The sequence below is a fragment of the Colwellia chukchiensis genome (genome assembly GCF_002104455.1).
In the GTDB taxonomy this organism is placed as follows: domain Bacteria; phylum Pseudomonadota; class Gammaproteobacteria; order Enterobacterales; family Alteromonadaceae; genus Cognaticolwellia; species Cognaticolwellia chukchiensis.
The window spans coordinates 1-24787 of sequence record NZ_NBOC01000025.1 but is presented as its reverse complement, the minus strand read 5'-3'; the positions used below and the strand labels follow the sequence as shown (position 1 = coordinate 24787).

Here is a 24787-nt window from a genome sequence, read left to right as displayed (position 1 = left end):
GTAATTGATTTTAATTATAAATAAGGTGCTATGGAGCATAGGCTAAACTTAGTAATGCCGAGTTTATCCTAACTCGCTGGCAACATGTAGCAACAGTACATGACAATGCGTTTTGCTGATATAGCGCGTATTGTCATGGCACTTTTCTGGTGTTGAGTGCTGGTGATTTGCCGCGCTTTTTGTTGATTACCGGCGCTAAACTGTACTTGCTTATGCTAGCAATAATCGATTCGCCTGCGCGGCTAACTTTGCTCGGTTAATCCATAGTGAGCACTTTTTTTAAGGGCGTTAAGTGTGCTTCAAAGTGTCGCCATTGCTCAGTCGCGCTTTTGTAAATGGGCTGTCGAACTTGCTCTGAACTAGGGGTTTTTATGTTGCGTTTAGTTTTATGAAAATCTAGGCAAGATTGCTCAAACGCCAAGCCACAAAAATCAAGCATACGGCGCACTTGCGTCGCTAAATCGTCAACCACATCTTCATGCTTAACCGTTAATATAAAGCCCGGTAATACAGACTGCCAGTGTGCCATAAGCTTAAGATAGGCTTGATAATAGCGGCCGATATCTTCTAAGTCGTAACTAAACTCTTGGCCTTCGGCAAATAGCTGTTTATAACCACTAAAGCAACAAGCCATGGCTGAGCGTCTGGCGTCAATTATCTTGGCATTGGGTAAGATCAAGCGGATCAAGCCAATATGAAGAAAGTTATTTGGCATTTTGTCGATAAAAAACGCGCCACCTGCTCGGTATACTTGAGTTTCTTCAATAAATTGTTGCCCAAAGCGATGAAAGTAACTGGGCGCGAGTTCTTGTAATATTTTCGGATACTGGCTCGGCTTTTGTGCTTGATTACGACCGCGTAATCGTGCCGCTAACCCCAAAATATTATGCAACTCCATGGTGCCGTCAACTTGACTATGTGAGGCTAATATTTGCTCTAACAAGGTTGAGCCAGCGCGGGGTAATCCAACGATAAAAATGGGGGCAGGTGACGGGTAGCCTAAATTGCCGCGCTCTGCAAATAACTCTGGCGTGCAATACTGAATTTGTTCGTCCACCTGCTGTTCTATTTTGTTAATATCAAAACCATTGTGCTGATGTTGCAGTAAGTTGCCTTGCTGATAGGCCAAAAAGGCGCGTTTATATTGCTTGTTGTCTTCAAAGGCTTTGCCGGTGGCGAAATAAAGTTGTACTTTATCGGTTAGCGCTAAAGTTTTGCTGTTTTGTTGTGCCTGCATATGGGCAATTTCTTGCTCGCTAAAACGATAGGTTTTGGTGTTGGCTAAGCTCCAAAACGCATCACCATAGCTAGGGTTGATTTGGTAGGCCTTTTGGTAGGCCAGCACTGCTTTTTTTATTTCACCCTGTGCTTTTAACGCATGACCTAATTGTAGATGAAAAGCCGCTAATTGTGTTGCCGGCACTGTGTTGGGACTAGCCTGCGCTATAACATATTCAAATATGGTAATGGCTTGCGAGACCTCGCCCAAGCCCGTTAATGTATTAGCTTTTGCCACTAAGAAGCTTAAATTATTAGCTTGGCGTTGCAGTAGATTGTCTACTTGTATCAAGGCGCTTTTATATTTACCTAAGCGGATCAGCAAATTTAAGTAATGGGAACGCGCTTGGATATGCGTAGGTGACAACGCTAAGGCACTGGCTAATAAAAACTCGGCATCATCATACACTTTTAGTTCGATGCCAATTTCCGCCAGTAAGCACATGCCATCAATATGTTGCTTATTTTGTTGTAAAAAATTTCGGCAAATTAATTCTGCTTTTTGCCACTTTTGGTCATGCATTAACTCAGTTACCGCGAGTAAAGCTGGTGGTAGCTTTTTTAATTTCGCCAGTTGATTGGCGGCTTTTTGAATACCGCTTTGCTGCTTCGCCACTCGATATAACTCAATCAGCTCCTGCCAACTGGCCACTAAGCTTGGATTTAATTGCACTGCTTGCTCAAACGCTTGTTGCGCTTGCGATGGTTTATTTTGCGCTAAATGCAAATAGCCTTGTTCTTGGTAAGCGCGGGCATGAGTAGCATCGAGCTTTAGCAGCGCAGTTAAAGATGCTTGCGCTGAGGGCAAGTGCTGGCCATAACGTTGCGCTACCGCGAGTAAATACCATAATTCAACGTTTTGGTGCCGTGTTAGTGCGTGTTGCTGTAATTGTTGGCCTTGCTTGATGGCAGCGTCGAATTTTGCACTTTGAATTAATTGCTGTATTGATTTTAACTGTGCTTCAGTGGTGGCAGGTGCGGCTTTATTCAACGGCTTTGCTCCAGGGAAAATAGCGGGTTAGTGATTAATAAGCTTGTTATTTTTGCTTTATAGTAAGTAGATAACTGTAACAAGAAAAGCCACTTGATACACATAGCAAGTGGCTTTATCTATTGGCTGTTAGTACTAGGTTATGACTTAATAAAAGTCGTAAGAAAACCTAAAGCCTATAGTACGCGGACGATTAGAAACCACTTTCGGGGTATATTGTTGGGTATCAATATATAAAATGGCACTTTTATCGGTGACATTGTCAATAAATAACTCCGCTTTCCATTCGTCGTTGGTGACACCAACACTTAAGTTGGCTAATACATAGCTGTCTTGTACATAACGCCCGCCGGCAAAAACTTCGCCATTGCTGTCGAGGTAATTCACACCTGAGTATACCTCGGCTTCTTTTTCAATACTCAAGCCTGAGCCAGTACCATAAATTAAGTTAGTGGCATCTTCTATCATGTATGCGTCCATCGCCATACCTGCCAGTCTTTTGCCGGTATAACTTATGGAGCCGTTAACATAGCCTGTCATATCTTGTTTAAGGGGGAAGAAGTATTGAGCTTGCAGGTTACCCGAAAATTTTGCTGAATAAGGCAAGCGACTACCCACAGCAGGCGCTATGCCGTCTAGTTGCTCATTAATGCTGGTTAGCTCAGTGTCTAAAAAACTAAAGGCACCAGAAATCACTAAATTGTCGCTAGCAACCCAGCTAAAGTCGCCGTCAATCCCTTTAATTTTTGCATCACCGACGTTGTCAGTAAATACCAAGAAGCTGATATTGGTTGGATCATAACGCGAGGTTTGTAAATCAGAAATTTTTGAATAATAGGCGGTGGCATTAAAGCGCAAGCTTTGTTCAAACAGGGTCGATTTAAAGCCTAACTCTATGTTATCTAGGCTATCTGTTGTGGAGTAAACCGGAATGCGAAAACCTTCAAATGCGCCTTGTTGGTTTTTAGCTGCACCACCGCCAACGCGGTTTGTCACTGGTGGTCTAAAGCCTTCAGAATAGGAGGCAAAGACCATGACGTCTTGGTTTATCTGCCAATCAATTGCCGTTTTGATGATGGTATCATCGACGGTAAGTTTACCGTTACTGTCAAGTAAACTGGTGTCTAATTGGCCACTGGCAATAGCCGCTTGAATAGAGGCGGCTTCATCAGCGCCGAAAAACTCGGTTAATGCGGCATCGCTACCGTCGCCAAAGGCCCGTAGTCGGCCACTGACATCAGCGGTTGTCGTTGAGCCTTTATAAATGTCATCAATTTGGTACCAACGGGCACCCAAACTTGCCGTAACCGACTCACTGAGATCAAACTCTAACTGACCAAATACCGCAATTTGATCTATGGTATGAGTGACGTCATTAACAAAGCTAATTTCAGCAGGAAATGGGCCCCCGTTACTATTAATCCCTTCATTGCCGACTAGTGTTCTGGCTAAGTCAGGAAATTTATCGGTACTGGCGATTTTAAATTGGCCTACAGTTGACAAGTCTTGGGTGTCATAAAATAACCCTGCCGTTATGCGCCAGCGGTTTTCTGCCGAGGTATTCATACGCAGCTCATGGGTGGTACGCGAGGTGCTGGTTTGTTCTTTATAAAACTTGGTCGGGTCAAGACATTCTTGCTCTGACTCAGGAATGCCAGCGTAGTTACACACATAATAGGCGGAGAATGAGCCACCATTGGTATAGCCGGTGTAATCAATGTTGGAGTTGATATCTCGGTCTAAATAGCCACCGGTATAAACAATGTCAAGGTGCTCAAGTCGGCCCTCTAGCGTCCAAGTTGTTAAGCCAAAATCATCGTTGTTATTTTCTGGTGTAAAACGGTTGGTTGAGCTTTCACCTTCTAGGTTAGGGTCGTATGCAAAGACCCCTTCAGTATCAAGTGATTGCTGTGTATGTTGAACTAAAAGGTCCCACTCATCGTTAATTAGATAAGACAAGCCAAAACGCGCGCCAGCATAATGGGCGGTATTAAAGTTGTCTTCTACTAACATAGCGTTTTGTGGCGCGATCACAGGCACGTTTTTCGGATCCGCTAATACGCCTCCGGAAATACGACTAATGACCTCAGCACTGCCATTATAGCCACCTTGACCAGGCACATTGAGTATGTTGTCTATCCAACCACCTTGTAAGTCATTATAAGCGGCAACACGAACCGCGAGCGCATCGGTTAACGACATATTAAAATAGGCTTCAACTGAGTTACTCATATCGCCGCCTTTAGTTGAGCTAATACTGGTATCAAAACCTGCAGCAAAACCATCATGGGTTGGTTTATTGGTGATCAGGCGCACCGTACCCGATTGCGAGCTGGCGCCAAACAAGGTACCTTGTGGTCCCGGTAGCACTTCAATTCGTTCAACGTCTGTTGCATAGATATCTAAATTACGTCCTTGCATCGATACCGGCTGTTCGTCCAAATAAAAGGCAACTGAGGGCTGTAACGCTTGTACCGAAGACACAGAAATATTGGTTTGTGTGGTTGCTGCGCCACGAATGTAAATTTCATTTTGGCCAGGCCCTGTGCCTTGAAACACCACATTGGGCAAAAACTCTACGTATTGATCAAAATTTGCCACGCCCAGTTTTTCTAAACTATCACCCGTTAAAGCTGTCACGGTAACGGGAACTTCTTGAATGGATTCTGTGCGTTTTGTTGCCGTTACTTGGATTACTTCGATACTGGCTTTGTCTTTTTTTATACTTTCTTGCGCGTAAAGAGGGCCTGATGCCGCGATGGCTGTGATGACAGCACAATGCAGTTTAGTCAATTTCATATGAGTTTCCCAAAGGGTTTTTATAATTCGAGTTGATATTATTAGGGTGCTAATTATATTTGTTTTTAAGTAGCTTGACAACCAAAGAAAGTTTTACAAAAAAAATGCGCAAAGTTAAATATGTCAGCTATTAATTGATTTAGCGATGTATATGTTTACAGTCAAAAATATCCGGATATAATATCAATACAAATTACATTTGGGGGAATGACTTGCCTAATCACGCTAAAAGTCAATTGAATAAAAAGGTTTTTGTTAGCGCCTCATCGATCATCATTGCGTTATTAATTTATACTGCCGCGGTACCCGAGTTAGCACAACAAGTGTTTAGCGTTATACAAGCGAGCATTATCGAAAACGGCAGTTGGTTTTATGTGCTGACCGTTGCTTTTATTTTCTTTTTTGTTATTTTTGTCGGTTTCTCTCGTTACGGTGAAATACGTTTAGGGCCAGATCACGCCACACCTGATTATTCTATTGTGACTTGGTTATCTATGTTATTTGCCGCCGGTATGGGCATTGGCTTGATGTTTTTCGGAGTTGCCGAGCCTTTAATGCATTATTTATCGCCACCAACAGCTGAAAGTGGCACGGTTGAGGCCGTGCAAGAAGCGATGAAGATGACGTTTTTCCATTGGGGGCTGCATGCTTGGGCAATTTACGCGGTGGTGGCGCTTGTTTTAGCCTATTTTAGTTATCGCCATAATTTACCCTTGACGCTACGTTCAGCATTATATCCGCTAATTGGCGAAAAAATTTATCAATGGCCTGGGCATCTAGTTGATGTTTTTGCCGTTGTCAGCACGGTATTTGGTGTTGCCACGTCATTGGGCTTAGGTGCCTCACAGGTCAACTCAGGTTTTGGTTATTTGTTTGGCATTGACGTGTCGACAACCAATCAAATTATTATCATGTGTGGCATCACGGCATTAGCGGTGATCTCAGTATCTGCCGGTTTAGACAAAGGTATTAGACGGCTTTCTGAAGCTAATATGATTTTAGCCGTGACTTTATTGACTTTGATTTTTGTGCTTGGCCCTACCGTATTTTTATTACAGGCTTACTTGCAAAATATAGGTGAATATTTAGCGGATATTGTTCACAACACCTTTAATTTATTTGCTTATAAGAAAACCAATTGGATTGGCGGTTGGACTATATTTTACTGGGGCTGGTGGCTAGCTTGGGCACCATTTGTTGGCTTGTTTATTGCTCGCATCTCACGTGGACGCACCATTCGTGAATTTATTCTTGGCGTGATGTTAATACCCACTTTGTTCACTTTGTTGTGGATGACCATTTTTGGCAATAGCGCAATAGATTTAGTTTATAATCAGGGGGTTGTTGCTTTAGGAGAGATGGTCAGTCAAGACTCATCTGTGGCATTATTTGTATTTCTTGAAAACTTTCCATTTAACTCAGTATTATCATTTTTTAGTGTCTTAATGATAGTGATCTTCTTTGTGACATCGTGTGACTCTGGCGCTATGGTCGTTGATATGCTCAGCTCCCATGGTAGCAATGAAACCCCGTTATGGCAGCGCTTATACTGGGCAATAGGGATAGGAATAGTGGCGGCAATTTTATTGTTAGCTGGTGGACTAAACGCCTTACAAACCATGACGATTGCCAGTGCTTTGCCTTTTTCTATTGTTTTACTGATCGCGATAGTGGGTTTAGTGAAAGCATTAAAAGTAGAAGCTTTTAAGCAGGAAAGCCAACAAATTACTGAAATGCCACGCTCAGACAATGATCGTAATGACAATTGGCAATTGCGCTTAAAAAATATTGTTGATTACCCGAACAAAAGCAACGTCAATAAATTTATTAAGCAAACGGTATTACCCGCATTTGAATTGGTGTCAGAAGAGCTGGAAGCAAACCAAGTAAAAGTTGAAATTTCAGATAAAAATGGTGTCAGTTTGATCATAGATCATGGTGATGAGCAAAAGTTCATTTATCAGGTTTTAGCGAGAAAATATTTACAACCAGATTTTGTGAATGAGGGTGAAGATGATGAGCAAAGCTACTATCGTGCCGAGGTGCATTTAGCCGAAGGTGGCCAAGACTATGACATTATGGGTTGGTCAAAAACGGCGGTGATCAACAATTTGATTGATCAGTACCAAAAACATCTGCATTTTTTACATTTACTCAGATAATATTTAAAACGCCAGCTCTATCGATTAAGCTGGCGTTGTTATTTTTGACCAGACAAAATAGAGCGACGCAATCCGTTATGAAAGTCGTTGAACATAGCCGTTGCTATTGCGCTGGAGTAAGCGCGGCCTATATTCCCGTTTGGCAAAGTTACTTCAGCGGACTAGAGTGCGTAATGCCAGCGTGTAAAAAACCTTAATAATGCTAAAAACAACAAGGTAGCTAGCGATGAAACTTCCACAAATAGGACCAGCGTTTCTGGTTACGGCAGCATTTATTGGACCAGGCACGGTAATTACAGCCTCAATGGCTGGGGCTAACTACGGGCTGGCACTAGTCTGGGCGCTACTATTTGCTATGTTTGCCACAGTGGTGTTGCAGGAAATGGCGGCCAGACTTGGTATTGTTACTCAGCAAGGTTTAGGGGAAAACATTCGTCAGGCGATAACCCAACCTGTTATAAAAAACGTAATTATCGTTTTGGTGGTAAGTGCCATAGTGATTGGTAATGGAGCTTATCAAAGTGGCAATATATCAGGGGCAAGCTTAGGTTTAGTTGGCGTTGCCGAGCAGCTTGGTTACAACAAGCTAGATATGAGTACGCTATTTCCAATGCTGATTGGGTTGATAGCCTTTTTATTATTAATAACGGGTAGTTATAAAGTTATCGAACGTGCATTAATGTGCTTAGTCGCCTTAATGAGTTTTGCTTTTGTGGTAACGTTTTTATTAACTCAACCTCAGTGGTACCCGCTAGCTACTAGCTTTATTGCTTTTGAATTGCCATCTGGCGCAACGCTCACAGTTATTGCGTTAATTGGTACGACAGTAGTGCCGTATAATTTATTTTTACACGCGGCTACAGCGAGTCATAAATGGCACTCAGCGACAGATATTCCAGTAGCAAGGCGAGATCTTTTGTTGTCGATCCCGCTAGGAATATTAATCACAGTGGCGATTTTAGCAAGCGCAGCTTCGGCGTTTTTTGGTCAACAACTTAATTTAGAAAGTGCTGAAGACTTAGCGCCGGCATTACAGCCGCTTTTTGGTGACTCAGCAAGTATACTGCTTGGCTTAGGGCTATTTTCTGCAGGTATCACATCGGCAATTACCGCCCCCTTAGCAGCGGCGTTTGCACTTAGTGGGGTATTAAATCTTGATAAAAGCCTCAATGGCTTTGGCTTTAGATTAACTTGGCTGATTATTTTAGTGATTGGCGTTGTCGGCAGTAGCGTTGGTGTTAAACCTGTTGCTGTGATCTGGTTTGCTCAAATCGCTAATGGCATACTTTTGCCGGTGATCAGTGTATTTTTATTGTGGATTGTTAACAGTAAGGTTATGGCAAGCTATCGTAATAATGTTTGGCAAAATGTTGCGGCTATCAGTGTTATTGCCGTGACGTTATTACTGAGCGTGCGTAGCATATCAGCCGCATTGAACTTATGGTAATGTTTACTGAATGAACCTATAAACAAGTATTAAACTCTAGCGTCGGTTGATCTTTCAAGATGACTTTTACAGCGACATGTTTGGTATTTAGGTAAGGCAGAGCATGTAATGTGTAGCTAGCTACACGAACAGGTGATAACGCCTTATAAATTTCAAACAGATGCTGCCTTTAGGTTCATTTAAAACGAATGCAGGCTTTGTTGCTCGCATTTTAAATAACATAACTATTATTCAAAGCTCGTGCCGCGATTAAATCCGTTTTACATTGAATAAATTTTAACTCTGAAAGATCAACAATCTCTAGCTGAATCGAGCGAATTATTTATCTCCATTAAATGCAGCTTTTAGATTGTTAGCAAAAGCGACAAACTTCTCTTTGATGGTACGTTTAACTTCGATATTTAAAGAGCCTAACACGACCTTGCCTTCAATGGTGATCACAGGCGCTTGTCGATGTGCCATTGAGGGAGCTTTATTTTCAATGCTACTAATAATGCCGTAACTTGTACAAATCACGTTGATATTCTCTGGGATATAAATTTGATTGCTACCCAAGATACAATGTAATTTAATGGTAACATCTTGATGCTGAAAAACTGCATCGCTAAAGTCTAGCACTGCTTCCCCTAAGACATTATTCACCGTTATGGTTTTTGGCACAAGCCATTGGCCGCTGCGTTCAACACTGCCTAATATACTTTGGAGTTGTAAAGTATCTTCACCTGCTGCGTTGGTATAGCTTGGGGTAAATTGATGTTCCTTTTTCTGGCTATAGTTTTGATCGGCCTTTAGCGTTAAGTCAGCAACTAAGTCGACAATTTCCTGATGTGACTCGCTGTTCATTGCTTGGTCTAGGCGCCGCTCAAATGCCTGCGCGGAAATTACCCCATGACTATAATTATAAATTAGCTGATCAATAGTTTCTTCACGGACTTGTTCAATTGGGCGATCTTCAAGTATTACTGGCATGGTGCACTCCATTGGCTAAACGCTATTTTAATTTTCTTATTCTAAATATAGCAAAGATAAAGCAAAAAAATAAAAATTAATAAATAACAAATAGTTATATAAATTACTGTTTATTCAATGTGTCAAAGCTACTAAAATTTAGTGTATATGATTAAGAATTTATCGCTTTGCGTTAATGCTGTCCTAAGGCGTCGAAAATGGCAAAATAAAAAGCCCTTAGCTCGTACGAGTTAAGGGCTTTTTGATTATGTTTACATGTAAAAGTCTAGTGACTTAGAAACCACACTGTTTACCTTGGTTTTTCTCTTTTAGCCACGCATGTAACGGTGAGAAATAATCTAGGATCGCAGTAGCATCCATTTGCTCACTTCCGGTTAGCACTTTATAAGCTTCTTGCCACGGTTGACTTGAGCCCATTTCTAGCACGGTATTTAATGCCGCACCGGCATCTTTATTATTATAAATAGAGCAGCGGTGAATTGGGTCAGTATTACCAGCTATTTCACATAAGGCGCGATGAAATTCAAACTGTTGAATATGCGCTAAGAAGTAACGAGAGTAGGGTACGCCACCAGGTACATGGTATTTCGCACCAGGATCGAAAGCATCTTCATCTCGCGCAATAGGGGCGGCTACACCTTGATATTTTTCTCTTAACTCCCACCAAGCACTGTTATAGTTTGCAGGGGTAATTTCACCTGAATACACTTTCCAGCGCCACTGATCAACCATTAAACCAAACGGAATGAAAGCGACTTTATCTAACGCCATCTTCATTAATAGACCTATATCTTTTGAGGCATCTGGTATGGTATCAATTAAACCAATTTCTTTGAGGTATTTTGGTGTGACTGAAAGCGCTATGGTATCGCCAATGGCTTCGTGGAAGCCGTCGTTAGCACTGTCTTGATAGTATACCGGTTGGTTTTGGTATGCGCGTTGGTAGAAGTTGTGTCCAAGCTCATGGTGAATAACCGAAAACTCTTCACCTGTTCTTTGAATACACATTTTAATACGAATATCATCTTTTGCGTCTAAATCCCATGCCGAGGCATGACAAACGACGTCACGATCGGCGGGTTTAGTAAATAATGAACGCTGCCAAAATGTTTCAGGTAATGGTGCAAAGCCAAGTGAAGTAAAAAAGTTTTCTGCGCCTTTCACCATCTTGATATCGTCATAGTTATTAGCTGCAAGTTGTTGGGTAAGATCATAGCCAGGATCAGCATCTTTTGGCGCCACTAAGTCATAGATATTACCCCAAGATTGCGCCCACATATTGCCCAGTAAATGTGCAGGAATAGGTTGATCTTGTGGTACTTTATCTTCGCCGTAGGTTGCGCCTAGCTCGCTACGCACATAACAATGTAAATCTTCATATAGCGGCTTTACTTGTCCCCATAGTCGGTCTAATTCTTGGGCGAACTCATCAGCAGGCATATCATAATTTGAGCGCCACATTGCACCCAAGTCAGGGTAACCTAAGCCTTGAGCACCTTCGTTGGCTAACTCGGCTTGACGGACATATAAAGGTTTCATGTCTGGGCTAATGGTGCGCCAGCCTTGCCACATTTCAAGCAACTCATCGTAATCACGCGAGTTTGCCATTTTAGCGGTCATTTGACCTAAGCTTAATGTCTCACCTGCCTTAGTGGTATAGGTGCCTTTACCATAAAGGCTACTAAGCTCTGCACCAAGTTTTGCCAACTCTGCCGACTTAGCTGAATCTTGTGGTGCTGGCATCACTAGGCTTTGCTTTAAAATATTAAGCTTTCGACGTTGATCGTCATTAACATCAACCTGATCAAACTTGGCTGCTTGCATGGCAAAGCGAACCCCAGCTTCAGTTGATTTTTGATCCGCTGCGGCCGCTAGCGCCGCGGTGTCTTCAGTGATAAAGTTTGCATAAATCCATGCAGCACGGCTGCCTTCAAGGTTTAATTGTACTAGCTCTTTTTCGGTTGCCGCTAAAAAGTTCTCTGCATCTTGAGCTGTTAGGGCAATATTCTCACTGGCCACTGGCGCTTGCTCAATGGTATTTTTTTCACCATTGCAAGCACTTAAGCTCGCAGCAACTAATACTGCGATAGCGGTAAATTTAAATGTTGTTTTCATAAGTATCCGTCGTTATTTTTGTTAGTTCTACCTTAGCTAAGTTAAGAGCTTAAAATAGAATCTTAACCATTAGAAATAGGTCGGTTAATAGAACAGTTAGTGTAGAATGAGATGGCGCGGTTGGCAATACAAATGCTAGCTCGTTACTAAATTGCAATCTCAGTAGACAGGGGCTAATTCATTAAAGCAAAGGCAAAAAAAAAGCTCAGCCAAAAGGGCGGCTGAGCCATCATATAAAATATACAAGGGAAAGTATGAAATCTACATTAAAAAAATCACTTTTTGAAATGCCCGATTATAGTAGTCGTTATCCTTGTTTTTAACTGTGTTGTTTCTGTAATAAATTGTAATTTATCGCCTTGGTGTTACGGGGGAGCGTTTTTTTTCGATTGTGAGCCTATGCAGTGAAGCTATGTATAGTCAGCCAAGTTTTATTTATATCACAATATAACGACTTTACCCGCGTAAAGATTAATCCTAGTTGCGTTATTTAAAACGCTTGTTTAAACTGCTTGTATTAAATGTTTGCATAAACGAAAGCTAGGCCGTTATTTTCCTATGAGTACCAAAAATAAAATATTAGATTCAGCAGAGAGTTTATTTGCAGATAAAGGCTTTAATGGCACGTCGTTGCGTGAAATTACCAGTCAAGCTGAAGTTAACTTAGCCGCAGTAAATTATCATTTTGGCTCGAAAAAAGAGCTGATCAAAGCGGTTATGTCGCGCTACATGAATGAGCTATCACCACGGCTAGAAACGGCATTAACTCAAGTTTGTAATACCGAATCACCAAGCTTAATAGACGTGTTTTCTGCGTTTATTGAGCCATTATTGTCGCTGAATGACTTTAAAACAAAAGGCACCAGTAACTTTTTGCAGTTGTTAGGTCGTGGTTATACTGATAGTCAAGGTTTTTTACGATGGTTTTTAACAACCCAATATCCAGGTGTGATTGATAATTTTGTTTTGGCGGTGCAAAAAGCTTATCCAGAATTAAATGCCGAAGAGATGTTTTGGCGTTTACACTTTACGATGGGGACGGTCGTTTTTACTATGTCGTCGAGCGATGCCTTGATTGATATTGCAAAAAGTGATTTTGATCGCAATTTGCAAATTTCTGATGTCATTCGTAATGTCATTCCTTATGTTGCCGCCGGTGTTGGCGCACCTATGCCAAGTTCTGCTACAGCCTAAGTTTGTTGTTAACTTAGGCTCTCTCTTCTTATAGTAATGCCTGCTGAAAACTATTTTCTGGCGCAGTACTTAGTCGCTAAAATGACAATAGCGGCTTTGTTTATGTGGCTGATTTAGGTAAAGTAGCAAAAAATTTACGATCAGGTTGTTTTGTTATGGGCCCAATTATGCTTGATGTGCAAGGCACATCATTGTCGCAAGAAGATAAAGAAATCATTCAGCATCCTTTGGTTGGCGGTTTAATTTTTTTCTCTAGAAACTATCAATCACCAAGTCAAATTAGCCAACTCAGTCAACAAATACGCAACACAGCTAAAAAACCATTGTTAATTGCAGTGGATCATGAAGGTGGACGTGTACAAAGGTTTCGTCAAGGTTTTACGCTTATTCCTGCGATGGGAGCTTTATGGCATATGTCAGGTGAAAACATAACGTTAGCGCAGGAGCTTGCTCAACAGTGTGCTGTTTTGATGGCCTTGGAAGTTCAAGCGGTTGGAATTGATATTAGTTTTGCGCCGGTTCTTGATATTAATAATATTAGTGATGTGATTGGCGATCGGGCCTTTCATCAGCAACCTGAATATGTGGCAATACTTGCTGAGGCATTTATTACCGGTTTACATAGTGTTGGTATGAAAGCAACAGGTAAACATTTTCCGGGTCATGGTAGTGTAAAAGCAGACTCACATATCGATTTGCCTATAGATGAGCGCGATAGACAGGAAATTTTTCAACAAGATTTACACCCGTTTAAACACCTGATTAAAAACGGTAAGTTAGACGCACTAATGCCAGCCCATGTTATTTTTCCAGCAGTTGACAAGCTTGCAGTCGGATTTTCACACTATTGGTTACAAACCATTTTGCGAGAGCAGTTGGGCTTTAACGGCGTGATTTTTAGCGATGATTTGTCAATGCAAGGGGCGGCAAGTGTTGGCGGCTTTGTTGAGCGCGTTGAAGCGGCGCAGCAGGCGGGCTGCGATATGCTGTTGCTATGTAATAACCGTGCAGGCTGTATAGAGGTGCTAGAGCATGCCAATATCGCTAGCTCAGTAGCCAGTACGCGGCGTTTACAGACACTGTTAAAGGCTAATCAAGAGCCGGCAACAACTTGGTCAACGCTTAACGAACACCCCAGGTGGCAGCAAGCAGATAAAATATTGAGCTCATATCATATAAAATAGCTGCTAGCGCAATAATGACCCCAATAAATAACAATAATAATAATAAATATTTTGGACCATCATATGAAAATAACTCGATCGCTATTCATTCCACTTGCGCCGTTATTAGCGATAAGCTTTTATTTTATATTGCAATTATTCGCGGTCGATAATAAAGCCGCTATTGCAGCGGCGATCACATTATTAACGGTAATTTGGTGGGTGACGGAAGCCTTACCCATACCGGCAACCTCATTAGTGCCATTTGCACTTTTGCCGCTGTTTGGCATTGTAGATCATAAAACTGTGGCCTCAGCATTAGGAAGTCACGTCATATTATTATTGATGGGTGCGTTTATGCTTTCTAAAGCCATTGAGAAAAGTGGTGCTCATGAGCGAATGGCCGTTTATATGGTAAAGCTGGTTGGCGTTAGCAGTGGTCGGCGTATGGTGCTTGGTTTTATGTTGGCAAGCGCCTTTTTGAGTATGTGGATTTCAAATACCGCCACAACCCTTATTATGTTGCCGATAGCACTGGCGATTTTAAAGCACTTAGACAACCCAAACTTGAAGGTAGCGCTAATTCTAGGTATTGCTTATGCGGCGAATATTGGTGGTGTTGGCACGCCTATTGGCACACCGCCTAATGTTATTTTTATGGGCATTTATGAAGAGCAAACCGGTGTTGAATACGGCTTTTTACAGTGGATGAAAGTTGGCGTGCCTATCGTATTGTTGGCGGTGCCACTTATCGCATTTTGGTTGACTAGAAATGTCAAGCTTGAGCAAACGGTGCGCTTGCCTGTTTTAGGCGCATGGCGAGCAGAAGAAACCCGAACCTTATGGGTGTTTGGGCTAACGGCCTTGGCATGGATCACCCGGAAAGAGCCTTTCGGTGGCTGGAGCGAAGCCTTAGGTATTGAAATAGCAGGCGATAGTACCATTGCCTTATTCGCGGTACTGGTGATGTTTATAGTGCCCAATGGCAAAGGTTCTCGCTTGCTAGATTGGCAAAGTGCCCAAGCTATTCCTTGGGGCATGTTATTACTTTTTGCTGGTGGTATTGCCTTAGCTAAAGGCTTTGTCGCCTCTGGCTTAAGTGATTTGTTAGGGCAATGGTTAGCATCATTTGCCCGCCATTATCATGATCATTACCATATGTTTAGTGGTGACTTATTTAACCGAAATCACCAGTAATACCGCCACCGCGACTTTATTGATGCCAATACTTGCTGCCGCGGCGATTGCCTCGGGTTATGACCCTAAAGTGCTGATGGTGCCAGCGGCGATTTGTGCGAGCTGTGCCTTTATGTTACCCGTCGCAACAGCGCCTAATGCCATTGCCTATGGAACAGGTGAAATAGCAATTACCACTATGGTGCGAGAAGGTGCGGTGATGAGTTTTATTATTGCTTGTTTAGTGGGGATTATAACATTTTTGCTATTGTACTAAGCTAAAGCTAATTCAATTAAAAGCCAGTAACAACAGCAGATTTTGTTATTTACTGGCAATTAATTTAGCAGGGGTTACTAGGGCGTATTGATCTTTCAGGACTATTTTTACAGCCCTTTGATTGGCCTTTATACAAGTCTGAGCCTGTCAAGAGTAGTTATGCTACTCGCACCGGCGAAAACGTAGTAAAAATGCCAAACAAACGCTGTCCAATGGATTCGTTTGAAGGTGATTTGCTCTTTGTTACTCGTTACTTATTTGGCATAACCAAACGCCATACCGAGTGTTGCGATCAAATCACCTTCAATTAGAACAAAATTCAATCTCGATCTCGAAAGATCAATAGGCCCTAATCAAGCTTAAATGGTTCTATTCTTGAATAAGCTTGCCGTGACCACGGTTATTAAAGCTAAACTATAGCCTGCGAAAATTGCCACCATTACTTGTGGCATGGTAAAACCTAAAAACTGCCATTTAATGTCACCACAGTCACCTGTTGCTTCAAATAAGGCGGGTAACCATTGATGTAAGGGCGCCCATGAAGGAAAGTTTGGTGTAAATTCACAACTGAATAAAAATGACATGGTACTGGCTTGCATATCAACGTGCTCAAGTGCGATCAGCCCGCCCCAAATAGCACCCGTCCCCCATAAGCCATAAGCTATCAAGCGCATAATCGGCCATTGGCAAGTAAACGCGCCAACAACACCGGCTAGAAAAATCCCCCAAATTGCCGTGCGTTGGTAGACACACATAATACAAGGCTCTAGTCCCATACCATACTGAAAATATAGAGCCATTAACTCAAAACTTAAGGCACTCACAGCGAGCAGTTGCCAAGCGCGTGGCTTGAGTGCTAATTGACTTAAAAAATTCACAAAATTTTACCTATGTTGACGGTTAATAATTAATATTTTATCTCTGCTAACAATAATCAAAAAGCGCCACCAGGACGCTTTATTGAAACTATTTTAGCGACTAATACTAACCAAGTTTAGTGGCCACTTGGCTCAATACTCGCTGGGATTTCACTATGATGTTGAATAATATTGGCATCATAATACATTTGCGTGTACTTAGTTAACTGTCCTGTTGAAATCGCCAGTAAACCAACAATGGTTAACACTATGGTATACGGCAAAGCCATTATCACCATGCGGCCGTATGATAAGCGAATCAATGGCGCTAAGGCTGAGGTTAACAAGAATAAGAATGCGGCTTGACCGTTTGGTGTAGCAACACTTGGTAAGTTAGTACCAGTATTAATAGCAACAGCTAATAAATCGAATTGATCACGAGTGATCTGACCGGCAGCCAAGGCTTTAGTGATTTCTGTGATATAAACGGTACCAACAAAGACGTTATCACTCACCATAGATAAGAAGCCATTGGCTAAGTAAAACATCACCAACTGCATATTACCTTCGAAGGTTAATACCCAAGTAATAACTGGTGTAAACAAGCCTTGGTCAACAATAACGGCAACCACGGCAAAAAATACTGCAAGTAAGGCGGTAAAAGGTAAAGCTTCTTCAAAGGCGTGGCCAATTTGATGTTCTTCTGTAATGCCAGTAAAAGCAGTTGCAAGAATGATCACCGATAAACCTATCATACCAACAGGAGCCAAGTGCAGTGCTAAGCCTATGATCAACCAAATGGCAATAACACCTTGCATCACTAGCTTAACGTTATCTAGTTTGTTGCGTTTTTTGCTCTCTTCGATGTCAAACTCGTTTAAAATATTGTAAACGTTATCGGGTAATGCAACACCGTAGCCGAACCATTTTAGCTTCTCTAATAGAAAACAAGTTAATAAACCTGCAAAGAAAACAGGGATAGTAACTGGCGACATACGAATAGCAAACTCAACAAATTCCCAGCCAGCTTGTTGACCAATTACCAAGTTTTGAGGCTCACCAACAATAGTACATACACCACCTAATGCCGTACCTACACCGGCATGCATCATAAGGTTTCTTAAATAACCACGAAACTGCTCGAGATCAACACGAGAATATTCAGCTAGTTCATTATCACTAGTATGATCATGTTCAATATTCACTTCTTTACCAGAAGCGACTTTGTGATAAACAGAATAAAAACCGATAGCGACACTGATGATAACAGCGATAACGGTTAAGGCGTCTAAAAACGCCGATAAAAATGCGCCGGAGAAACAAAATAGCAAGGAAACGGCAACTTTAGAGCGAACTTTGGTTACTATTTTTGTAAATAAAAACAGTAACAAGTTTTTCATAAAGTAGATGCCGGCAACCATAAATATTAATAATAAAATGACTTCAAAGTTGAGGATCATTTCATGCATCACTTGACTTGGCGATGTCATGCCAATAGCCACGGCCTCAATGGCAAGTAAACCACCAGGTTGTAATGGGTAACATTTTAGCGCCATAGCAAGCGTAAATATAAACTCAATGACCAATGCCCAGCCCGCAATATAGGGGTCGACAAAAAAGAAAAGCAATGGGTTGATAACTAGAAATGAAAGAATTGCGAGTTTGTACCACTCTGGTGAGCTACCAAGAAAGTTTTTATAAAACGCACTCATAAATGATTGCTGCATAATGCACCTTTTAAGAATTAAGAGCTAGGGTTAGTGTTAATTTTGATGTAACTATTATTTTTATACAAATTAATGACTCAGAGCAGTTTAAGCGCAAACGTTAGCGTTGTAAATATGTCATGTTCAGCTTGCGTAACTTTACCTAAATTGACAGTAAATAAGCTCAATATTATTAATATAGATCAATGAATTGATTTACCATGTGCTAAGGAGAAGCTAGGTCTAATCAGCAGTCTGAAGTTAGTAGCAATTTTGTTTGCTGAACAGCTTAGTTGTGCGTTTTATTGATGTTAAATGAGATAAGCATCATGAAATAGCGCTAACACTTAAATAAAACTGACTTATGTTAAGCCTAAATACACTATTTTTGCCCATTAATGAGAGATTTACGCTAAACAAAAAATTTCACCCTGTGTAAAAATAACCCCTTTGGTGTATATGATCAAAATATCGGGCTTTGATAGCGCTTGTGTCAACTAATTGTTCTGGTACAATCAGTTTCAATTACAGTCAACTCTTCGTGATCTGGAGCCCCATGGTTATAAAAGCGCACAGTCCAGCAGGATTTGCCGAGCAGTATATTGTTGAATCTATTTGGAATGGTGGATTTCCGCCAGGTACGATTTTACCCGCAGAACGTGAACTATCAGAACTGATAGGTGTAACAAGAACCACATTAAGAGAAGTGTTACAACGGTTAGCACGCGATGGTTGGTTAACGATTAAGCATGGTAAACCCACTAAAGTGAATAACTTTTGGGAAACCTCAAGTCTTAATATTCTTGAAACACTGGCGCAATTAGATCAAGAAGGTATTCCAGATCTGGTTGATAATTTGATGTCGGCCCGTACCAATATCAGTGCGATTTATGTGCGTGGTGCAATAAAAAATAATCCAGAAAAAACCATAGAGCTATTATCTGCTTTTGTTGATGTAGAAGACAATGGCGAAGCTTTCGCTGAGTTTGATTACCAGCTGAACAAAGAATTGGTTGTTGCCTCAGGTAACTCAATTTACTTACTTATTTTAAACGGCTTTCGGGGCTTATATTCACGGTTAGGAAGTTTGTATTTTGCTCACCCAAGAGGGCGTGAAATTTCCCGTGCTTATTATAAGAAATTGATCGAATTAGCTAAAGCAGGGCAATTTGATGAGTCAGTTTTTGCTGTCAGAAAGTACGGTGTTGAATCAGGTAAACTGTGGCTTGAGTTAAAAGATGAAGTGTTAAAAGAATTGGCGGAGTAAACAACCACAATAATTAACACATACAAGACAACTAAGGCGTTGTCTTTTTTTTGTTTATATCTTGAGTGCCAGGGCAAAAGGCAATTATTTCATCGTCGCCGTGTTCATGGGCTTGCAGCAATTTTACCTCAAACTGCCACAAATAATATAAATGCTTTAATACTTCATCTTTTGAGCTCGCTAATGGCGTGCCTTGATGCGGAATATAACGTAAAGTTAATGAACGATCGCCACTTATATCGGCATTAACGACCTGAATGTTGGCTTCTAAATTACTGAGGTTGTATTGCTCAGATAGCATGGCACGCAGTTTTCGATATCCACTTTCGTTATGAATCGCGCCCACTTCAATATAGTTTTTATTACTGTCATCGTGTAAATGAAACAGCTTTAGATCGCGCATTAATTTAGGTGATAAAAATTGGCTGATAAAACTTTCATCTTTAAAGTTTGCCATAGCAAAGTGTATAGTATCCAGCCAATTGCTGCCGGCAATATCAGGAAACCAGGCTTTATCTTCTGCAGTAGGATTTTGACAAATGCGTTTAATATCAATAAACATGTTAAACCCAAGCGCGTAAGGGTTAATGCCTGTGTAGTAAGGACTATTGTATGGCACTTGCGCAACCACATTGGTATGGTGGTGCAGAAACTCCAGCATAAAATTGTCAGTCAATAACTTTTCATCATAGAGATGATTTAAAATAGTGTAATGCCAAAAACAGGCCCATCCTTCATTCATGACTTGTGTTTGTTTTTGCGGGTAAAAATACTGTGACACTTTTCGGACAATGCGCACCAACTCACGTTGCCAAGGTTTTAGTAATGGCGCATTTTTTTCAATAAAATATAAAATATTTTCTTGTGGCTCACGCGGAAAATTTGGCTTTGCTTTAGCGTGGTTTTTTTCATGGTCAGGAATGGTTCGCCACAGCATATTCACTTGTGATTGCAAATAAGACTCGCGCTCTTTTTGTTGTTTTAGCTCAGCCTCAAGCGATATTTTTTGCGGGCGCTTATAGCGATCAACACCGTGGTTCATTAAGGCATGACAAGCATCAAGACAAGATTCTACTTCGTCAATACCATGTTTATGCTCACAGTCAGCAATATACTTTTTCGCAAATAATAAGTAGTCAATGATCGAACTGGCGTCTGTCCATGATTGAAATAAATAGTTGCCTTTAAAAAATGAATTGTGACCATAGCAAGCATGTGCCATGACAAGTGCTTGCATGGCCATGGTGTTTTCTTCCATTAAATAGGCAATGCAGGGGTCTGAATTAATGACAATTTCATATGCTAGGCCCATCTGTCCACGTTTATAGGTTTGCTCGGTTTGAATAAACTTTTTGCCAAACGTCCAGTGATTATAACCAATCGGCATACCTATGCTGGCATAAGCATCCATCATTTGCTCAGCGGTGATCACTTCAATTTGATTTGGGTAAGTATCTAAGCGGTAATGCGCGGCAACGCGGGCAATTTCATTTTGATATTGCTCAAGCTTTTTAAAGGTCCAATCACTGCTGTCATCGAGTGTTGTAGCTTTTTTCATACTTACCTCCATGAATAAAAAATAATACCTAGGCTGTTTGCACACTTTTTTTCTGAAATAATGCGCGAAATACCGGGTATATATCCTCAACCGTTTTGATATGTTCAATGGAAAATGATTCATCATTATTGGCGAGGAGGGCATATTGTTGCCAGAGACTTTGATGAGCGCGTTGGGTGATTTCGATATAACTAAAGTATCGGGTTTTGGGTAATATTTGCTCGCGCATGAGTTGTAAACAATAGGGGGAGTCATCTGCCCAGTTATCACCATCAGAAGCTTGCGCGCCATAGATGTTCCAGTCCGGCTCTTGATAGCGTTTGTTGATAATATCTACCATTAATTCGAGCGCGCTTGATGCTATTGTGCCGCCGGTTTCTTGCGAATAAAAAAACTCATGTTCGTCTACTTCCTTAGCTTGGGTATGGTGGCGTATATACACCACGTCTATGGTTTCATAGTTGCGGGTTAAAAAGAGATATAAAAGTATATAAAAGCGTTTGGCAATGTCTTTCGTGGCTTGATCCATTGAACCAGAAACATCCATTAAGCAAAACATCACCGCTTTTGAAGTTGGCACGGCTTGTTTGGCATAATGACGAAAGCGTAAATCAAAAGAATCGATAAATGGCACTTTGGCGATATTGGCTTTTAATAACTCAATGGCCGCTTTTAATTTTTGCTTGGCACAAATGTTTTCATGCTTGTCTTGCTCAAGCGCGGCTAACTCTGCCTCAAGTTCGCTGAGTTGTCTGCGCTTGCTTGATGTCATGGCAATACGACGCGCGATTGAGCCTTGCAATGACTTGATAATGTCGATGTTAGCCGGCATGCCTTCTGCACAGTAGCCTGCGCGTACGGTTTTATAATTAATCACTTTATCGAGCTGGTTTTGTTGTAAGTTTGGCAGTTCTAAATCTTCAAAAAGTAGATTAAGGTACTCATCTTTAGAAATAGAAAAGACAAAATCATCACTGCCTTCACCGCTATCACTAGCATCGCCTTGACCGCCACCTTGGCCTTGCTGTTGCGGTGGTCGCGTAATGTGGTCACCACTTGAAAACTGATCATTGCCTGGGTGTACTCGGTCTTTAATGCCACCACTACCTTGGTGAAATATTGGCTCGCTTAGGTCTTTTTTGGTAATGCTAATATTTTCGCCACTGGAGACATCAGTGACGCCGCGGCTGTTGATGGCCTTATTTACCGACTTTTTAATTTGACTTTTATAACGCCTAATAAAGCGCTGTCGGTTGACAGTGCTTTTGTTTTTACTATTTAAACGTCGATCAATAAAATTTGTCATGGTGACTCCTGACTTAGCTAATGCGTATTGACTAAGTACTACTTAAGAAGATTTTCTAACCCGCAAATACCATTCAGACAATAGCCTTACTTGTTTTTTGGTGTAACCTTTTGTCATCATGCGGGCGACAAAGTCATCATGCTTTTGTTGATCATCGTTTGAAGTTTTGGTGTTAAAGGAAATGACTGGCAGTAAGTCTTCGGTGTTTGAAAACATTTTCTTTTCAATTACGGTGCGTAATTTCTCATAGCTAGTCCATAATGGGTTTTTGCCGTTGTTATTGGCTTTTGCCCGCAGTACGAAGTTAACGATTTCATTTCTAAAGTCTTTTGGATTACTAATCCCTGCCGGTTTCTCAATTTTTTCAAGCTCATTATTTAACGCTTCGCGGTCAAATAGCTGGCCAGTTTCCGCATCTCTGTATTCTTGATCTTGGATCCAAAAATCTGCGTAGGTGACATAGCGATCAAAGATATTTTGGCCATATTCAGAGTAGGACTCTAAATAGGCGGTTTGAATTTCTTTGCCAATAAACTCGATATACTGTGGTGATAAGTAACCTTTGATGAACTCTAAATAGCGTTCACTGGTTTCTTTGGGTAGTTGTTCTCGTTCGATTTGCTGTTCAAGCACATAAAATAAATGCACTGGGTTTGCGGCAACTTCTAAATGATCAAAGTTGAACACCCGTGAGAGAATTTTAAAGGCAAAGCGGGTGGAAAGCCCAGACATGCCTTCGTCGATACCAGCATAGTCTCTATATTCTTGATAGGACTTTGCTTTTGGGTCAGTATCTTTTAAGCTTTCGCCATCATAAACCCGCATTTTTGAGTAGATACTGGAGTTTTCCGGATCTTTTAGCCGTGATAAGACCGAAAATTGCGCGAGGGTTTCTAAGGTGTCTGGCGCACACTGAGCATTATTGAGCTCACTGTTTTTAAGTAGTTTTTGATATATTTTAACTTCTTCTGAAACCCGCATGCAGTAAGGCACTTTGACAATGTAAACCCGGTCTAAAAACGCTTCATTATTTTTATTGTTTCTAAAGCTTTGCCATTCAGACTCATTAGAGTGAGCTAATAAAACGCCATTAAAGGGCAGAGCGGAAAGCCCTTCTGTGGGGTTGTAATTACCCTCTTGTGTTGCGGTAAGTAGCGGATGTAGTACTTTAATGGGGGCTTTAAACATTTCGACAAACTCCATTAAGCCTTGATTGGCCCGACATAAAGCACCCGAGTAACTATATGCATCTGGATCATTTTGTGCAAAGTGTTCTAATTGCCGAATGTCGACTTTACCCACTAACGCGGAAATATCTTGATTATTGTCATCGCCTGGTTCAGTTTTCGCGATAGCAATTTGGTCTAAAATAGAAGGGTATACCTTAGTGACTGAAAACTTTGCGATATCGCCCTTAAATTCATGCAAACGTTTTGCCGCCCATGGCGACATGATAGTGCTGAGGTAACGCGCTGGAATATTGTACTCTTGTTGTAAAATTTTGCCGTCGGCATTAGCGTCAAATAAGCAAAATGGATGATCGTTTACCGGGCTGCGCTCGCCATTGGCACTGAGCACATAAATAGGCTCTTGTTGCATCAAGGCTTTTAATTTTTCTGCTAATGATGATTTACCGCCACCAACAGGACCAAGCAAATACAGAATTTGTTTTTGCTCTTCCAAGCCTTGAGAAGCATGCGTTAAATAAGACACAATTTGTTCAATGGCATCTTCCATACCATAGAAGTCTTTAAAAGCTGGGTATCTGGCAATAACACGGTTTGAAAATATGCGACTTAGACGCGGCTCTTGTGAGGTATCTATCATTTCTGGCTCGCCGATGGCTTTCAAAAGCCGTTGGGCGGCACTTGCATATGCCATGGGATCTTCACGGCAGACGTTGAGGAAATCTTGAATTGAATAGCACTCTTCTTGTGCTTCATCGTAGCGAGATTGAAAATGTTGAAAGATACTCATAACCGCCTCCGAAATATAAGTCTTGTTGGTCAGGCCAATAAACCTGCGTAGCTAAATATGTGTTTTCATTATCCTTAACCTACTTGTTAGTAGACCGTTATTTTAGCCATTCTATTGATAAGTTTAGATGTTAATTATTTAAAGCGGTAAAAAATAGTGCAGATAAATTGTAACTATGGTCTTAAGCACCTAAGTTATATAACTGAAATAAATTAATTTTTTTAAAGCGTGGCCGCTAAATGTCTCTGCAAAGCAGAGCATTGCAGCTGCGGAGTTAGCTAAAGGGAATTATTCAAAAAGCGTCGAGATTTCCATCTTATTATCTTTTATATAAACGCGGCTTTGAAGGGAGTTTTTTGCGTGCGTTAAGGGCTTTTGGGGCTGTAAACTAGAAAAGAAAAAGGTCATCCATAGGGATTAATGCCGATCGTTTAAGAAATAGTTGAACGATCTTGCAAGTATAAGATAATCCCCTCTGATATTTTCAGAGGGGATTTTTTTGTGCTTAATAATGAACTAGAGCTTGTTTATGAATCAGTTGAAGA

14 protein-coding genes and 1 pseudogene are annotated in these 24787 nt (G+C 41.1%); 6 read left to right on the top strand and 9 right to left on the bottom strand.

All coding sequences use genetic code 11. The annotated features are described in order from the left end of the window. Positions 1–256: 256 nt before the first annotated feature. The gene (locus B6K83_RS17255; RefSeq protein WP_085286110.1) at positions 257–2269 is read right to left on the bottom strand and encodes a tetratricopeptide repeat-containing sulfotransferase family protein; all 2013 of its coding nucleotides are present in this window, start codon (positions 2267–2269) and stop codon (positions 257–259) included. A gap of 147 nt (positions 2270–2416) precedes the next feature. Further along, positions 2417–5068 (bottom strand): TonB-dependent receptor, encoded by a 2652-nt coding sequence (locus tag B6K83_RS17250; RefSeq protein ID WP_085286109.1) that lies wholly within the window; start codon positions 5066–5068, stop codon positions 2417–2419. 212 nt (positions 5069–5280) lie between these two features. Here B6K83_RS17250 and B6K83_RS17245 point away from each other — a divergent pair, with 212 nt between their 5' ends. Both B6K83_RS17245 and B6K83_RS17240 read left to right on the top strand, forming a co-directional pair. Continuing rightward, positions 5281–7230 (top strand): BCCT family transporter, encoded by a 1950-nt coding sequence (locus B6K83_RS17245; RefSeq protein ID WP_085286108.1) that lies wholly within the window; start codon positions 5281–5283, stop codon positions 7228–7230. 226 nt (positions 7231–7456) lie between these two features. Further along, positions 7457–8677: an Nramp family divalent metal transporter gene (locus B6K83_RS17240; protein WP_085286107.1), complete on the top strand. Its 1221-nt coding sequence runs from the start codon at positions 7457–7459 to the stop codon at positions 8675–8677. Positions 8678–8995: 318 nt separating this feature from the next. Here B6K83_RS17240 and B6K83_RS17235 read toward each other — a convergent pair whose 3' ends face one another. Next, positions 8996–9646, bottom strand: coding sequence for a LiaF domain-containing protein (locus tag B6K83_RS17235; RefSeq protein WP_085286106.1), 651 nt, complete (start codon positions 9644–9646; stop codon positions 8996–8998). Between the two features lie 273 nt (positions 9647–9919). Further along, complete coding sequence (locus tag B6K83_RS17230) at positions 9920–11761, bottom strand: M2 family metallopeptidase (protein ID WP_085286105.1); 1842 nt, start codon at positions 11759–11761, stop codon at positions 9920–9922. Positions 11762–12319: 558 nt separating this feature from the next. On the opposite strand from B6K83_RS17230, the gene B6K83_RS17225 reads away from it, so the two are divergent. The 3 genes and pseudogenes from B6K83_RS17225 to B6K83_RS17215 form a co-directional block, all read left to right on the top strand. Next, the gene (locus B6K83_RS17225) at positions 12320–12955 is read left to right on the top strand and encodes a TetR/AcrR family transcriptional regulator (RefSeq protein ID WP_085286104.1); all 636 of its coding nucleotides are present in this window, start codon (positions 12320–12322) and stop codon (positions 12953–12955) included. Between the two features lie 155 nt (positions 12956–13110). Beyond that, positions 13111–14139 (top strand): beta-N-acetylhexosaminidase, encoded by a 1029-nt coding sequence (nagZ, locus tag B6K83_RS17220; protein ID WP_092251481.1) that lies wholly within the window; start codon positions 13111–13113, stop codon positions 14137–14139. A gap of 63 nt (positions 14140–14202) precedes the next feature. Beyond that, positions 14203–15484, top strand: a pseudogene (locus B6K83_RS17215) (SLC13 family permease); the annotation flags it as partial. Positions 15485–15930: 446 nt separating this feature from the next. Here B6K83_RS17215 and dsbB read toward each other — a convergent pair. Both dsbB and nhaB read right to left on the bottom strand, forming a co-directional pair. Beyond that, a complete protein-coding gene (gene dsbB, locus B6K83_RS17210; protein WP_085286103.1) occupies positions 15931–16449 on the bottom strand; it encodes a disulfide bond formation protein DsbB in 519 nt (172 codons plus the stop codon). Positions 16450–16565: 116 nt separating this feature from the next. Then, complete coding sequence (gene nhaB / locus B6K83_RS17205; protein ID WP_085286102.1) at positions 16566–18155, bottom strand: sodium/proton antiporter NhaB; 1590 nt, start codon at positions 18153–18155, stop codon at positions 16566–16568. 535 nt (positions 18156–18690) lie between these two features. Here nhaB and fadR point away from each other — a divergent pair. After that, the gene (fadR, locus tag B6K83_RS17200; RefSeq protein ID WP_085286101.1) at positions 18691–19401 is read left to right on the top strand and encodes a fatty acid metabolism transcriptional regulator FadR; all 711 of its coding nucleotides are present in this window, start codon (positions 18691–18693) and stop codon (positions 19399–19401) included. A 31-nt stretch (positions 19402–19432) separates the two neighbouring features. On the opposite strand, the gene B6K83_RS17195 is transcribed toward fadR, so the two are convergent. Genes B6K83_RS17195 through B6K83_RS17185 form a run of 3 tightly spaced genes read right to left on the bottom strand, consistent with a single transcriptional unit; the run spans position 19433 to position 24242 of the window. After that, positions 19433–20959, bottom strand: a complete 1527-nt coding sequence (locus B6K83_RS17195) for a SpoVR family protein (RefSeq protein WP_085286100.1) — start codon at positions 20957–20959, stop codon at positions 19433–19435. Positions 20960–20987: 28 nt separating this feature from the next. Continuing rightward, the gene (locus B6K83_RS17190) at positions 20988–22265 is read right to left on the bottom strand and encodes a YeaH/YhbH family protein (RefSeq protein WP_085286099.1); all 1278 of its coding nucleotides are present in this window, start codon (positions 22263–22265) and stop codon (positions 20988–20990) included. Between the two features lie 42 nt (positions 22266–22307). Beyond that, positions 22308–24242 carry a PrkA family serine protein kinase gene (locus B6K83_RS17185; protein ID WP_085286098.1) on the bottom strand — a complete coding sequence of 645 codons (1935 nt, stop codon included), beginning with the start codon at positions 24240–24242 and terminating at the stop codon, positions 22308–22310. Between the last annotated feature and the right edge of the window lie 545 nt (positions 24243–24787).

Bases quoted from the DNA above. Each gene is read 5' to 3' on its own strand.
- nhaB (WP_085286102.1), bottom strand. From the start codon at position 18,155: ATGCAGCAATCATTTATGAGTGCGTTTTATAAAAACTTTCTTGGTAGC.
- nagZ (WP_092251481.1), top strand. From the start codon at position 13,111: ATGGGCCCAATTATGCTTGATGTGCAAGGCACATCATTGTCGCAAGAA.
- B6K83_RS17240 (WP_085286107.1), top strand. From the start codon at position 7,457: ATGAAACTTCCACAAATAGGACCAGCGTTTCTGGTTACGGCAGCATTT.
- fadR (WP_085286101.1), top strand. From the start codon at position 18,691: ATGGTTATAAAAGCGCACAGTCCAGCAGGATTTGCCGAGCAGTATATT.
- B6K83_RS17190 (WP_085286099.1), bottom strand. From the start codon at position 22,265: ATGACAAATTTTATTGATCGACGTTTAAATAGTAAAAACAAAAGCACT.
- B6K83_RS17185 (WP_085286098.1), bottom strand. From the start codon at position 24,242: ATGAGTATCTTTCAACATTTTCAATCTCGCTACGATGAAGCACAAGAA.
- B6K83_RS17225 (WP_085286104.1), top strand. From the start codon at position 12,320: ATGAGTACCAAAAATAAAATATTAGATTCAGCAGAGAGTTTATTTGCA.
- B6K83_RS17235 (WP_085286106.1), bottom strand. From the start codon at position 9,646: ATGCCAGTAATACTTGAAGATCGCCCAATTGAACAAGTCCGTGAAGAA.
- B6K83_RS17250 (WP_085286109.1), bottom strand. From the start codon at position 5,068: ATGAAATTGACTAAACTGCATTGTGCTGTCATCACAGCCATCGCGGCA.
- B6K83_RS17230 (WP_085286105.1), bottom strand. From the start codon at position 11,761: ATGAAAACAACATTTAAATTTACCGCTATCGCAGTATTAGTTGCTGCG.
- B6K83_RS17195 (WP_085286100.1), bottom strand. From the start codon at position 20,959: ATGAAAAAAGCTACAACACTCGATGACAGCAGTGATTGGACCTTTAAA.